At 70.2% G+C, this 12,907-nt stretch carries 13 protein-coding genes; 6 read left to right on the top strand and 7 right to left on the bottom strand.

The window, feature by feature from the left end:
* Positions 1 to 167: 167 nt before the first annotated feature.
* Positions 168 to 863 (bottom strand): alpha/beta fold hydrolase, encoded by a 696-nt coding sequence (locus ACZ69M_RS05755; RefSeq protein WP_470046944.1) that lies wholly within the window; start codon positions 861 to 863, stop codon positions 168 to 170.
* 76 nt (positions 864 to 939) lie between these two features.
* Here ACZ69M_RS05755 and ACZ69M_RS05760 point away from each other — a divergent pair, with 76 nt between their 5' ends.
* Positions 940 to 1,497: a TetR/AcrR family transcriptional regulator gene (locus ACZ69M_RS05760; RefSeq protein ID WP_470046946.1), complete on the top strand. Its 558-nt coding sequence runs from the start codon at positions 940 to 942 to the stop codon at positions 1,495 to 1,497.
* On the opposite strand, the gene ACZ69M_RS05765 is transcribed toward ACZ69M_RS05760, so the two are convergent.
* The 6 genes from ACZ69M_RS05765 to ppgK form a co-directional block, all read right to left on the bottom strand.
* Positions 1,494 to 2,357 (bottom strand): LLM class F420-dependent oxidoreductase, encoded by an 864-nt coding sequence (locus ACZ69M_RS05765; protein WP_470046948.1) that lies wholly within the window; start codon positions 2,355 to 2,357, stop codon positions 1,494 to 1,496. The two genes, ACZ69M_RS05760 and ACZ69M_RS05765, sit on opposite strands and share 4 nt — an antisense overlap.
* A 219-nt stretch (positions 2,358 to 2,576) precedes the next feature.
* On the bottom strand, positions 2,577 to 3,143 hold the full coding sequence (locus ACZ69M_RS05770) for a YciI family protein (protein WP_470046950.1): 567 nt from the start codon (positions 3,141 to 3,143) through the stop codon (positions 2,577 to 2,579).
* A 271-nt stretch (positions 3,144 to 3,414) separates the two neighbouring features.
* Positions 3,415 to 4,824, bottom strand: coding sequence for a glucose-6-phosphate dehydrogenase (gene zwf, locus ACZ69M_RS05775; protein WP_470046952.1), 1,410 nt, complete (start codon positions 4,822 to 4,824; stop codon positions 3,415 to 3,417).
* 48 nt (positions 4,825 to 4,872) lie between these two features.
* On the bottom strand, positions 4,873 to 5,559 hold the full coding sequence (gene pgl / locus ACZ69M_RS05780; RefSeq protein WP_470046954.1) for a 6-phosphogluconolactonase: 687 nt from the start codon (positions 5,557 to 5,559) through the stop codon (positions 4,873 to 4,875).
* Between the two features lie 5 nt (positions 5,560 to 5,564).
* Positions 5,565 to 6,596 (bottom strand): phosphogluconate dehydrogenase (NAD(+)-dependent, decarboxylating), encoded by a 1,032-nt coding sequence (gene gnd / locus ACZ69M_RS05785; RefSeq protein WP_470046956.1) that lies wholly within the window; start codon positions 6,594 to 6,596, stop codon positions 5,565 to 5,567.
* A gap of 169 nt (positions 6,597 to 6,765) precedes the next feature.
* On the bottom strand, positions 6,766 to 7,539 hold the full coding sequence (gene ppgK / locus ACZ69M_RS05790; protein ID WP_470046958.1) for a polyphosphate--glucose phosphotransferase: 774 nt from the start codon (positions 7,537 to 7,539) through the stop codon (positions 6,766 to 6,768).
* Between the two features lie 361 nt (positions 7,540 to 7,900).
* Here ppgK and ACZ69M_RS05795 point away from each other — a divergent pair, with 361 nt between their 5' ends.
* From ACZ69M_RS05795 to ACZ69M_RS05815, 5 genes are all read left to right on the top strand, one after another.
* Positions 7,901 to 8,704 carry a Cof-type HAD-IIB family hydrolase gene (locus ACZ69M_RS05795; RefSeq protein WP_470046960.1) on the top strand — a complete coding sequence of 268 codons (804 nt, stop codon included), beginning with the start codon at positions 7,901 to 7,903 and terminating at the stop codon, positions 8,702 to 8,704.
* 67 nt (positions 8,705 to 8,771) lie between these two features.
* Positions 8,772 to 9,425 carry a ribose 5-phosphate isomerase A gene (gene rpiA / locus ACZ69M_RS05800; protein WP_470046962.1) on the top strand — a complete coding sequence of 218 codons (654 nt, stop codon included), beginning with the start codon at positions 8,772 to 8,774 and terminating at the stop codon, positions 9,423 to 9,425.
* A 1,078-nt stretch (positions 9,426 to 10,503) separates the two neighbouring features.
* A complete protein-coding gene (gene dhaK / locus ACZ69M_RS05805) occupies positions 10,504 to 11,496 on the top strand; it encodes a dihydroxyacetone kinase subunit DhaK (RefSeq protein WP_470046964.1) in 993 nt (330 codons plus the stop codon).
* 68 nt (positions 11,497 to 11,564) lie between these two features.
* Positions 11,565 to 12,164, top strand: coding sequence for a dihydroxyacetone kinase subunit DhaL (dhaL, locus tag ACZ69M_RS05810; protein WP_470046965.1), 600 nt, complete (start codon positions 11,565 to 11,567; stop codon positions 12,162 to 12,164).
* On the top strand, positions 12,157 to 12,582 hold the full coding sequence (locus ACZ69M_RS05815; RefSeq protein WP_470046967.1) for a PTS-dependent dihydroxyacetone kinase phosphotransferase subunit DhaM: 426 nt from the start codon (positions 12,157 to 12,159) through the stop codon (positions 12,580 to 12,582). The genes dhaL and ACZ69M_RS05815 overlap by 8 nt, the downstream gene beginning before the upstream one ends.
* Positions 12,583 to 12,907: the final 325 nt, after the last annotated feature.

Below are 12,907 nucleotides of genomic sequence, written 5' to 3' on the forward strand. Positions count from 1 at the left end.
GGCCGAAGGTTTTCACCCCGACGTGATCCGCGCCACATGCGGGAAGCCCGTGGGCTCCATATCCAGCGAACGAACGACGCCAAGCGGTTGGCCTTGGAGGGCCGCGCGTCAGGGGAGACGGCCCTTGAGGTCCTCGGAGCGCCGGCCCGGCTGGTCCGCGGCTGCCGTCACAGGCTCAGCAGCAGGTCCCGGACCGCGGCGGGCCGGGAGAGGAACGGGTGGTGGCCTGCGTCGAGTTCGACGACGTGGCCGGCCCGGCGGGCGAACTCGCGCTGCAGGCGCGGCGGGGTGCCGCGGTCCTGAGCGCAGACGAGGTACGTCGAGGGCACCTGCCGCCATGCGGCCGCCCCGACCGACTGCCCGGTCACCTGGACGCTCTGCCGGGCGAGGTGGTCCGCCGCCTGTGCCTGGACCTCGGGGTCGCAGTCCTGCAGGAATGTGTCCACGAGCAGCTCGGGGCGTACCCCGAACGTGCCGGCGTCGGGGTCGACGTCGAGGAACGGGGCGGGGCTGCCGTCCCCGAACTCCGACAGGCTCTGCCCGACCTCGGGCAGGTAGCTGGAGACCAGCAGCAGGTGGCGCACCGACCCGATTTCCGCGGCGGCCTCCGCGGTGACGATGCCGCCGTAGCTGTGGGCGACCACGACGGTCGGCTCGTCGCCGGCCTGCAGCACCTGCCGCACGGCGGCAACATCCTCGGACAGCCCCGGACCGCCGACGCCGCCGGGCAGGCCCGCCTCGCCGCAGCTCGGCAGCGCCGGGGCCACGCTCGACACCCCTCGCTCCTGCAGCAGTTCGGCGGTGCGGTGCCACCACCACGACCCGTCCCGCACGCACGCCCCATGCACGAACACGACCCTCATCGCCACCTCCACGGCTGACTTGACTGCCTTTCGATCAACGGTAGACGTAGCTGCTGTTACGTGAAAAAGTCGCGCCGTGGGCAGACGACCGCAACCGCACATCAAGGAGAGGCTGCTCGATGCCTGCGCTGATCACGCCCTGGCGCACGGCCTCCCCGACCGGCTCGAGCCGCTGGCCTCCGCCACCGGCGCCTCTGCCCGCATGCTGATTTATCATTTCGGCACCCGTGACGCCCTGCTGCGGGCCGTCCTCGGGCGCGCGCGGCAACGCCAACTCGACACATTCGGCGACCTCCTGCGGGTGCGACCCGACGAGCCCTGCACGGCCACCCTGGCTCGCGCCTGGACCTCCATCACCGGCCCGGACGGGCGGCCGTACCTACGGATGTTCGGTCAGCTGCGCGAGAGCGCGGAGCAGCAGTTGTGGCCCGACTTCCGGCGCACCGCGACGACCGACTGGCTCGGGCCGCTCGAGGACGGCCTGCGCAGCATCGGTCGGCCGGATCTCGCGACGCTCGTCCTCGCTGTCATCCGTGGTCTCCTCATGGACCTGGACGCCACCGGCGACACCACCCGCACCGACCGGGCCTTCCGCGACTTCCTCGGCACACTCGAGCACCTGTCCGGCGGCTAGCAGCAAATCCAGGTCTGGGCGATTTCCGCGACCCAGGTGTCCGCCGCCTCGGGAGCGGGCGGAGGTGCGCCGACGACGACGAGTTCGGTGACGCCTGCCGCATCGAGTGCGGGGAGGTGCTCCGCGGTGCCGTCGCTCAGCGCGACGGCGACGGTGAGCTCGTCAAAAGCGCGACCGTGGCGGGCGCACTCGTCGGCGAGAACGGCGACACGCGCCGGGACCTCGGCCGCTGGGACGTTGAAGCCGTACCAGCCGTCGGCGAGCGTGGCCGCGCGGCGCAAGGCGGCGTCGCTGTTGCCGCCGACCACGACCGGGAGCCGGCCGCCGCGCAGTGGTTTCGGGTTGACCCGGATCGCGTCGAAGCGGGTGAACTCCCCCGTGAAGGAAGCCGGGTCCTCGGCCCAGAGGGTGCGCATCGCGGCGAGGTACTCTTCGGCCCGCCGCCCGCGACTGGCGAAGGGGACTCCGAGCGCTGCGAACTCCTCGGCCGACCAGCCGACCCCGACCCCGAGGCTGAACCGCCCGGCAGAGAGCACATCAAGTGTGGCGGCCTGTTTGGCGACCACGATCGGATTGTGCTCAGGCAACAGGAGCACGCCGGTGGCGAGTTCGATCCGGCTGGTGACCGCCGCCGCGAAGGTCAGGGCAAGCAGCGGGTCCAGCCAGTCCGCGTCCGCGGGCACGGCGATCCGGCCGTCCACGGAGTAGGGGTAGCGGGAGGCGGACGCATCCACGAGCACCACGTGCTCGCCGCACCAGAGCCTCGCGAAGCCGTGCGTCTCCGCGGCTGCGGCCACCGCGCGGATCACCTCGGGACGGGCACCGTCACCGATACCGAGCGCGTGCAACCCCACTCGCATGCTCCACCTCCGGGCGTCACCTTAAGCGCGCAGCACGGACACGCTCGGGTGACGTGGCGCGCCGCGCGCGCAGGCGGCGGGGCCTGTCGTCCGGACGAGTGAGACCACCACCGGCTGCCACCCCATGGCTGCACATCCTGCCGATGGCACCCGGTGCCCCCGTGGGTTCGGATGAAACACGCGGGCGGAGCGATCCGAGGCTTCCGGTGTGGCGTCGGTCTAGACGTCCTCGGGTGATGCCGGCCGCCCACCGAACTGCCAGTTGTGCACCTCGATGTCGGCGTATCGGTCCTGGGTCAGGATGGCTCTTGCCGTATCCGGGTCCGGCGCCCGGAGCAGCGCGGCCGTGCCCAGCCAGGTGGTGCCGTCGTCGGACAACAGCGGCCCGTAGGCGATCAGCTCGTCCCGGTCGGCCGGCACGGCGAGGTCGGCGGCCTGCCCTGTGCCGAGGCCGAGCACCAAGTACCGGTTGCCGCCGGTCCGGCCACCGGGGAAGTCCCACATGGTGCGCCCCAACGTGTTGCGCCACCGTCGCAACAGCACGTCCCGGTAGACGCCGGCCTGGTGGCCCGGCTCGTCGAAGACGAACGCGCGGGCTGCGACGGGATCGGGCAGGTCGATGATGTGCACGCTGCCGGTCGGAGCGTCGTCGTCGCCGGTAAGGGTCGGGCCCCGGGCGATCAGCTCCTTCGCGTACTGGTCCATGTAGGACCAATGCTGTTCCAGTAGCTCGTCGCGCAATGCTACGGAGCCGGGTCGGTCGCGGTGGTAGCAGAAGAACTCCATGCCCGTAGCATCTCTTCAAGGAGGTATGCGGGTCGAGCAAGTTTCACTGCGCTGACCGCTCGGCAGCTTCACCCAGAAGCACGCGTGCCGACTCCGCGTGGCGGATGGCTGTTGTCTCCGGACGCGGCCGTGGATGACGAGCCGGCGGTTGCCGATGTCGAGGTCGTCCAGCTGAAGGCGGCGACAGCGACCCCGTGCGTCGCGGTGGTTGACCCACCCACCCTCTTCAGGGGCGCGAGCGGCGGTTCACCGGGGCCGGGGCACGGCTGGGTCAGTCGGAAGACCTCGCCGGCAGCCATGGGTCGTGCCATCGCGGATGTCCGGCGACGAGCTTGCTCACGCCCGCCGGTCCCCAGGTCCCCTGCCGGTAGCGTTCGGGGTCGCCGGGCGCCTCCAGCAGTGGCTGGACGATTCGCCACGTCTCCTCCACCGAGTCCTCCCGGGTGAACAGGCTCGCGTTGCCTTGCATCGCATCACTGAGCAGGCGCTCGTACGGTTCGGGTGCCTCGCCCAGCTCGGCCGCGAAGAGGAGGTCAAGGTCCACCAGCTGCGTGTCCTGCTTGCCCGGCTGCTTGGCCTGGATGCGGAAGTTCATGCCAGGGCTCGGATCGATCCGCAGGATCCACTGGTCGGGCTCGGGCGCGAACCGCTCCGCGAACGCAAGCCGCGGCGGCCGCTTGAACATGATCCGGATCTCGGTCACTCGCTCGGGGAGCGACTTGCCGGCGCGGATGAAGAACGGCACCCCGGACCAGCGCCAGTTCTCGACCTCCAGTCGCAACCCGACGAAGGTCTCGGTGCGCGAGTGCGGCCGCACGCCAGGGACCTGTAGATACCCCTCGTACTGCCCGCGGACGTAGTGGGCCGGGTCGGCGTCCGGGATCGCCCGGAACACATCAACGCGGCGGTCCCGGAGCGCGTCCGCATCGGCGGCTGACGGCGGCTCGGACGCCACCAGGGCGAGCAGCTGCAGCAGATGGTTCTGCACGACGTCGCGGAGCGCGCCTACGGGGTCGTAGAAGTGGCCGCGGTCCTCGACCCCGAAGTCCTCGGCCATGGTGATCTGCACGCAGGAGACGTGGTCGCGGTTCCACACCGGCTCGAACACGGAGTTGGCGAACCGCAGGAACAGGATGTCCATCGCCGGCTCTTTGCCGAGGAAGTGGTCGATCCTCAGCAGCTGGTCCTCGTCGAGGAGCTGACGCAGGTCGGCGTTGAGGGCGCGCGCCGACGCGAGGTCATGCCCGAATGGTTTCTCCACGACAACCCGGGCGCCCTTGGTCAGCCCGGCGCCCGCCAGACCCCCGACCACCCGGGCGAACAGCGACGGTGGGATCTCCAGGTAGAAGACGGGGCGCCGCTTGCCGTTGACCGCCCGGGCAAGGCGATGGAACGTCTCCTCGTCGGCGTAATCGCCCTGCACATAGCTCAGTCGGGCGGCGAACCGGGCGAAGACGCTGTCGTCGAGCGGCTCGCCCGTTGCCTTGATCGCCGCGCGGGCGTGGTCACGCAGCGCGTCGTCGGACCAGCCGTCGCGCGCTACTCCGACGATCGGGCAGGTCAGCAGCTTGCGCCGCTCAAGCCGATAGAGCGAGCGAAACGTCATCTTTCGCGCGAGGTCGCCAGTGATCCCGAAAATGACCAGCACGTCTGCGGGAACGTTCGATGAGTTCAAAGCCATCTGATCCCCCTTACGGGGCCGGCACGGCACGAGGGTCGGGTGTCAGGGTCATGCTGGCGACTGGGCGCCGGCCGGGACCTGGGCGGCCGCCGCGTCCGCGAGGACGAGCGACGCCGCCGCCTCGACCCGGCCGGCGGGAATCGACCGGTCTCCCGCAACGAGCCTCGAGAGCGGTTCGTGCTTGTCCGCTCCGGTGATGAGCCAGAGCACTTGCTGGGCGCGGGCGAGCGCAGGATAGGTGAGTGTCATGCGCTGGTGGCCCATGTAGGGCGCCGTCAGGGCGACCAGCCGGTCCGAGACTTCGAGGACCGGGTCCTGTGGCACCAGCGAGGCGGTGTGCCCGTCCGGGCCGAGGCCCAGGTGAACGAGGTCGAAACGCCCGGGCAGCGACCTCCCGTAGGCGGCGGCCGCCGCGTCCAGGTCGGCGTCGTTCACGGGCATCGCGATGACCTCTGCCGGGGCCGCACCGAGGCTCTCCCGCAGGTGGGTGAGGTTGCGGTCCGGGTCGCCGTCGGGCGCGACCCGCTCGTCGACCTGGAACACCGCCACGTGCTCCCAGGGGACGTGCTCATGTGCGAGCCGCGCGAACATCGCCCATGGCGTGTGCCCCCCGCTGACGGCGAACGTGAATCGGCCGTGGGCCTGCGTGCAGGCCCGGGCCAGCCGCGCCACGAACGCCGCCGCGGTGCCGGCGACCGCATCGGCGTCGGCGACGACTTGGAGTTCGTGATGCACAGCCCTCAGCCCTTCTTTTCGGCGTGCCCGCCGAACTCCGAGCGCATCGCCGAGAGGATCTTGTCGGTGAACTCGCCGGCCTCCCTGGACTCGAAGCGCTCGTAGAGCGAGGTGGTGATGACCGGTGCCGGGACGCCCTCGTCCACCGCGGCGAGGACGGTCCAGCGGCCTTCCCCGGAATCGGAGACCCGCCCGGCGAAGCCGTCGAGAGAGGGCGAGCCGGCGAAGGCGTCGGCGATCAGGTCGACCAGCCACGAGCCGACGACCGAGCCGCGCCGCCAGACCTCGGCCACCTCTCCGACGTCGATGTCGTACTGGTAGGCCCACGCATCGCGCAGGGGCGTCGTCTCCGCGTCGACCTCTTGCCGGCTTTTGCCGGCGTCCGCGGCCTTGATGATGCTGAGGCCCTCGGCGATCGCGGCCATCATTCCGTACTCGACCCCGTTGTGGACCATCTTCACGAAGTGCCCGGCGCCGTTCGGCCCGCAGTGCAGGTACCCGAGCGGGGCGGTGCCGTCGGTCCGGGTCCGGCTCGGCGTCGGTTCGGCGCAGCCCTCGCCGGGAGCGATCGTCTTGAAGATCGGGTCCAGATGGGCCACGACCTCGTCCTCGCCGCCGATCATCAGGCAGTAGCCGCGTTCCAGGCCCCAGACTCCCCCGCTGGTCCCGCAGTCGACATAGTGCAGCGACTTGTCGGCAAGACGCTTGGCACGTGTGATGTCGTCGCGGTAGTAGGAATTGCCACCGTCGATCAGGATGTCGCCGGGCTCCAGCAACGGCTCGAGCTGGTCGAGGATGGAGTCGACGATCGCAGCCGGAAGCATGAGCCATACAACCCGTGGCTTGTCCAGTTTCGCGACGAAGTCCCGGGGTGAGTCCGCGCCCGTCGCGCCCTCGCCGGCCAGTTCGGCGACGGCGGCCGCGTTGACGTCGGACACGACGCAACGGTGACCGTCTCGCATCAGCCGTCGCACCAGGTTCGCCCCCATCCGGCCGAGCCCGATCATCCCGAGCTGCATGGGCTTGTCCGTCGCCATGTGGCGCCTCCTAGTCCTTGAGCGTGGCGGGTCGGCCGGAATCGGCCGCCTGGATGGCGTCCATGCACAGAGTGCGGATCGTGTTGACGGAAAGTGGTTCCAGGTCGTTGTTGCTCAATGCGAGCCTCCCTGAAGGCGCTGCCTCCGCGCTCATGTCGGGCACGGCAGACTAGGGTTGAGCTTTCCCGGCCGGGGCGAAGAGCGCCGCGCCGACAATGCCCGCATCGTTCAACAGCTGCGCCGGCACGATCTCGGTCCTGAGCTCGATGTGCGGCAGGAACTTGTCGGCCTTCTTGCTGACGCCGCCGCCGATGACAATCAGGTCGGGCCACAGCAGCCGCTGGACGAGCTCAAGATACGTCTCCAGACGGTGCGCCCATTTCTTCCAGGACAGGTCGTCGCGCTCGCGCACCGACTCCGCGGCCCAGTCCTCGGCGTCCTCGTGGTGCAGCGGCAGGTGCCCCAGCTCGCTGTTGGGCACCAGAAACCCGTCGGAGAAGACGGCGCTGCCGATACCGGTGCCGAGCGTCACCATCACGACGACGCCCTTGCGTCCTTTGCCGGCGCCGAAGCGCATCTCGGCGATCCCGGCCGCGTCGGCGTCGTTCACCACCCTCACATCGCGGTCGGTCGCTCGCGCGAAGAGCTGGGCCGCGTCCGTCTCCATCCAGGCCGGGTCGATATTGGACGTCGTCTGCACTTTGCCGCCCCGAATGACTGCCGGGAGCGTCAGCCCGACCGGTCCTGGGACGCCGATCTGGGAGAGCACCTGCACGACCACGTCCGCGACTGCCCCGGGAGTCGCCGGATGCGGGGTCGGGATCCGGACCCGCTCACCGATGAGGCTGCCGAGCTCGAGGTCGACCGGCGCCCCCTTGATACCGGTTCCGCCGATGTCGATCCCGAGCGCATGGGCCGTCTTGTCCTGACTTGACTGCGCCACTGCCCGCTCCCCTCAGGGGCCGGCCCAAAATGTGTTGTGTGAATTTTGGACGTCATGCCCCATAAGAGCTTCGCCATGTAATCCTCAACGCTCGCACATATCCCTTATATTCGCCACATCACTCCTACAGGGTTATATCGAGGCCCAAGGGGTATATCGAAGCATTGCGCGCCCTCAAGGGCATTGGCCTTCCCCTCTGTTCGAGAGGAACGCGACTGCGACTCATGCGAGCCGCGACGGTGCCCTCCGGCAACCTTCGGAAATCAGGCCGACCGGGAACCCGTCCCAAAGGTCCCCCGCGTCCATGAGCCGTTGCCTCTTCCTACCGGGACCGGCCACGACCAGAGCTTACGGAGGCGCGATGCCAACCCCCCCGATCCGCCTGCTTCTTGCCGACGTCGACGGCACTTTGGTCACGAGCGACAAGGTCCTCACGGACCGCGCCGTCCGTGCGGTCCACAAGCTCCACGACGCCGGCGTCCTCTTCGCGGTGACCAGCGGGAGACCGCCCCGCGGCATGTCCATGATCATCGAGCCCTTGGCGCTGACCACCGAACTCGCCGCCTTCAACGGTGGTCTCATCGTCAACCCGGATATGACCGTTGTCGAGCAACAGGTCATTCCCGCGGAGGTGGTGGCCCCGGTCGTCGCGCTGATGGAGTCGTTCGGCCTCAGCGTCTGGATCTATCGGGGTGCCGACTGGTACGTCCGCGACGTGAAGGGGCCGCACGTGGATCGCGAGAGCTGGACGGTGCAGTTCGCGCCCACGCTCGTTCCCGACTTCGACGGGCTCGAGCAGGGCACCGCCAAGGTCGTCGGGGTCAGCGATGACCACCAGGTCGTCGAGGCGGCCGCGGTCGCAGCTCGCGCACAGTTCGGCGAGCATGTCTCGGCCGCCCGCTCGCAGCCCTACTACCTCGATGTGACCCATCCGCAGGCCAACAAGGGCGGCGTCGTCAAGTACTGGTCCGCCAAGCTCCAGATTTCCCCCGAGCAGATCGCCACGATCGGCGACATGCCCAACGACGTACTGATGTTCGCCCACTCGGGACTGTCCATCGCGATGGGCAATGCCGGCGACGAGGTCCAGCGCGCGGCGAGGCGGGTGACGACGAGCAACGAGGAGGAGGGCTTCGCGAACGCGGTCGAGCAGTTCATCCTATGACCCGCGTCACCGCATGCCCGGCCTGGCTGCCCTCAGCCTGAGACTGGGCCCAAGGAGGTGGAGGACCGTGAGCGTCGAGCATGAGAAGCAACGTGCCGCCGAAGCAGCGGCCGAGCTGGTGGAGGACGGCATGACCGTCGGCCTCGGCACCGGATCGACCGTCGCCCACCTCCTTCCCGCGCTGGCCCGCCGCGGTCTGTCACTGCGCTGTGTCGCGACGTCGCCGCAGACCGAGGAGGCGGCCCTGACGCTCAATCTGCGGGTCGAACCGTTCGGCAGCATCGACCGCTTCGACATCACGATTGACGGTGCGGACCAGATAGCTCCGGACGGCTGGCTCGTCAAGGGCGGCGGCGCCGCGCACACCAGGGAGAAGATTGTCGCGGCGGCCGCCGACCGCTTCGTCGTGATCGCCGACTCGAGCAAACCAGTGTCAGCGCTGCACCCGCCGGTCCCGCTCGAACTGCTCGAGTTCGGGCTGGCCGCGACCATGCGCCTGCTCCACCCGGTCTCCCTGCGCGACGCGCCACGCAGCCCCGACGGCGGCGTCATCGCGGACTACCACGGTGCCGTCGACGACCTCGCGGGCCTGGCGGCGCTGCTCGGCGCCACCCCCGGCGTCGTCGAGCACGGCCTGTTCCCCCCGACGCTGGTCGCCGACGTATTCGTCGCCCGCGGCGACTCGGTCGAGCACCACCGTCACGCCAAGTCCCGAGCCTGAGAGGATATTTGGTGGGGGCGGACTGCCCTTCGTCTCCTCCACTCCGACGCCCGGTCCTCCGCCGGCTTCTGCGCCACCGGTTCCCGCAACTGCTGATTCCCGGCCGACAAGCACGGTTCGGGCCGTCGCGCACGATCCCGGACCCGGTTCCCGGGCACGAGGAGGCCACGGGCGCCCTTCGGCGGTGGGCTGGAGGGGCTGAGGGCCCATGACCGGGCCTGCGGGCGGTACGTCGTTCGGCGCGGGTGACGCCGTTGGCCCGCACGGGGTTCTACGCGGCGCGCTACGGCCTGGGAAACCACGTCGCGGCGGTCTACGCACTGTTCGGCGAGCGTCGTCCTACCGACGGCTGCTGTGGCGCCGGAGTCCTCCAACGGCGGGACTTCGGGAGTGGACAGCGGGGCGCCGTCGTGGCCGTGTACTTCTCCGAAGCGAGTCCGCTCCCTCTCCGTCCAGCCCTTCCGCTCCGCCCCTCCTCGATGTCCAGCCGCGAACGCCCGACGAAGTTCCCACACACGACGGTCCCTCGACCGACTGCAACCCCGCCAGGACTGCCGCCGCCGTCCCCTCCGACCCCCTTCACGACATCTGGCAGCCAGCCAGAATTTCGGGGATGCTCGGTTCAGCGGGCCGCGACGGACTTCTCCACCACCAGGCCTGCATGGAATGGAGAACACGTCCGAGCCTGGGATCGAGACACGAAGTGCTTACTACACTCGCGCCGGAGCCCTCCGCGCCTCCGATGAACACTCCGTCGGACAGTGTCTTCGCAGCCCGCCCCGAGACCGGGCTTCGCCCGGCAGCCGGACAGCCGCCGACGTTTCCGTTCGCATCCGCACGGATGATCACCGCATCCCCAGCGCGGGCACTTCCCGGAGCATGCTTCCCGGGTCGATCCGTACGCATGCCAGCCATATCGGACACCCGGCCACCGAAGTCGGCACCAGGTCAGCTTCAGCACCGCCGAAACCCGCTTCCGACCAGCACGAACCGCCAGGATCATTTGCTCGCCCAACGTGGTCTGACCTGCAAAAACTGAGGTCAGAGGCTCACCTGTCAGTCTCACCAGGAGGTACCCATGAAGATGCTCATCAACGTGGCGGAGACGGTGGTCGCGGACGCGCTGCGGGGTATGGCGGCCGCGCATCCCGAGCTGACGGTGGATGTGGACAACCGGGTGATCGTACGGCGGGACGTCCCGGTGCCCGGCAGGGTGGGACTCGTCTCCGGCGGCGGGTCGGGGCATGAACCGCTGCACGGTGGATTCGTGGGCCCCGGGATGTTGTCGGCGGCCTGTCCGGGCGAGGTCTTCACGTCACCGGTGCCGGACCAGATGCTGCGCGCGGCGGCGGCCGTGAACAGCGGAGCGGGCGTGCTGTTCATCGTGAAGAACTACACGGGGGACGTGCTCAACTTCGACATGGCGGCCGAGCTCGCCGAGGACGAGGGCATCCGGGTGGCGAAGGTCCTCGTCAATGACGACGTCGCCGTCACCGACAGTCTGTACACCGCCGGACGGCGCGGCACCGGCGCGACCCTGTTCGTGGAGAAGATCGCGGGCGCCGCGGCCGAGGAGGCCGCGCCGCTGGAGCGGGTGCAGGCGCTGGCCCGGCAGGTCAACGAGAACTCCCGCAGCTTCGGTGTCGCACTGAGCGCCTGCAGCACGCCGGCCAAGGGCAGCCCCACCTTCGACCTCCCGCCGGGGGAGCTGGAGCTCGGCGTCGGCATCCACGGCGAGCCGGGGCGGGAGCGGCGCGCGATGATGACCTCGCACGAGATCGCCGACTTCTCGGTCAACGCGATCCTGGAGGACCTGAACCCGCGCAATCCCGTCCTGCTGCTGGTCAACGGCATGGGTGCGACGCCGCTCCTGGAGCTGTACGGGTTCTACGCGGAGGTGAACCGGGTGCTCACCGAGCGCGGGGTGCCCGTGGCGCGCACGCTGGTCGGGAACTACGTCACCTCGCTGGACATGGCGGGCGCCTCGGTGACGCTGTGCCAGGTGGACGAGGAGTTGCTGCGGCTGTGGGACGCGCCGGTGAAGACGCCCGCGTTGCGCTGGGGCGTGTGAACCCCGGCGGCATCGGCATGATGTCGCCCTCCCGCCCGGTCAACGTTCGTACCACGCAAGGAGATTCTGTGCTCGACGCCGAGTTCTTCCGCCGTTGGATGACGGCGACCGCCGCGTCCGTGGACCGCGAGGCGGAGCGGCTCACCGCTCTGGACTCGCCGATCGGCGACGCCGACCACGGCAGCAATCTGCAGCGCGGGTTCACCGCCGTGGTGGTCGCGCTGGAGAAGGAGGCGCCGGACACCCCCGGCGCCGTTCTCACCCTGGCCGGACGCCGGCTGATCTCCACGGTCGGCGGCGCGTCGGGGCCTTTGTACGGCACCCTGCTCCGGAGTACGGGCAAGGCCCTGGGGGACGCCGCGGAGGTCACCGAGGAACAGTTCACGGACGCGTTGCGCGCGGGCGTCGACGCGGTGATGGCGCTGGGCGGAGCCGCGCCCGGCGACAAGACCATGATCGACGCGTTGGTGCCCGCGGTGGACGCGCTCGCCGAGTCCTTCGCCGCGGCGAAGACGGCCGCCGAGGAGGGCGCCGTCGCGACGACACCACTCCAGGCCCGCAAGGGCCGGGCCAGCTACCTGGGCGAGCGCAGCATCGGGCACCAGGATCCGGGTGCCACGTCCTCGTCCCTGCTGGTCAGCGCGCTCGTGGAGGCCCGCGATGAGTGAATCCCCTGGCAGCACGAACCAGTTCGTCGGCATCGTGCTGGTCTCCCACAGCGCCGCCGTCGCCGCCTCGGTCGCCGAGCTGGCGACGGGACTCGCGGGCGGCGACACGACCGCTCCCGTCGCCGCCGCCGGCGGCACGGTGGACGGCGGTCTCGGCACCAGCGCCGAACTGATCTCCGCGGCGGCCGCCTCGGTGGACCGCGGCGCCGGAGTCGCCCTGCTCACCGACCTGGGCAGCGCGGTCCTCACCGTGAAGGCCCTGCTGGCGGAGGGGGACGAGCTCCCCGACAACAGCCGCCTGGTGGACGCGCCCTTCGTCGAGGGCGCGGTGGCCGCGGTCGTCACGGCCTCGACCGGAGCCGACCTCGCGGCGGTCGAGGCGGCGGCCGCGGAGGCGTACACCTACCGGAAGGCGTGAGAGCAGGGGCTGGAGCGTGTGAGTGCCGGGGGCCGGAAGGTGTGATTGCGGGGCCGGGGAGGTCTGAGCGCTGGGCCCGGAGGCCTGAGCACCGGGCCGGGAGGCCTGAGCACCGGGCCGGGAGGCCTGAGCACCGGGCCGGGAGGCCTGAGCACCGGGCCGGGAGGCCTGAGCACTGGCCCGGGAGGCCTGAGCACTGCGCCGGGAGGCCTGAGCACTGGCCCGGGAGGCCTGAGCACTGCGCCGGAAGGCCTGAGCACCGGGCCGGGAGGCCTGAGCACTGCGCCGGAAGGCCTGAGCACCGGGCCGGGAGGCCTGAGCACTG

The sequence above is a fragment of the Streptomyces sp. NPDC107454 genome, assembly GCF_055582885.1.

Bases quoted from the DNA above. Each gene is read 5' to 3' on its own strand.
- ACZ69M_RS05755 (WP_470046944.1), bottom strand. From the start codon at position 863: ATGAGGGTCGTGTTCGTGCATGGGGCGTGCGTGCGGGACGGGTCGTGG.
- ACZ69M_RS05765 (WP_470046948.1), bottom strand. From the start codon at position 2,357: ATGCGAGTGGGGTTGCACGCGCTCGGTATCGGTGACGGTGCCCGTCCC.
- ACZ69M_RS05770 (WP_470046950.1), bottom strand. From the start codon at position 3,143: ATGGAGTTCTTCTGCTACCACCGCGACCGACCCGGCTCCGTAGCATTG.
- zwf (WP_470046952.1), bottom strand. From the start codon at position 4,824: ATGGCTTTGAACTCATCGAACGTTCCCGCAGACGTGCTGGTCATTTTC.
- gnd (WP_470046956.1), bottom strand. From the start codon at position 6,596: ATGGCGACGGACAAGCCCATGCAGCTCGGGATGATCGGGCTCGGCCGG.
- ACZ69M_RS05795 (WP_470046960.1), top strand. From the start codon at position 7,901: ATGCCAACCCCCCCGATCCGCCTGCTTCTTGCCGACGTCGACGGCACT.
- dhaK (WP_470046964.1), top strand. From the start codon at position 10,504: ATGAAGATGCTCATCAACGTGGCGGAGACGGTGGTCGCGGACGCGCTG.
- ACZ69M_RS05815 (WP_470046967.1), top strand. From the start codon at position 12,157: ATGAGTGAATCCCCTGGCAGCACGAACCAGTTCGTCGGCATCGTGCTG.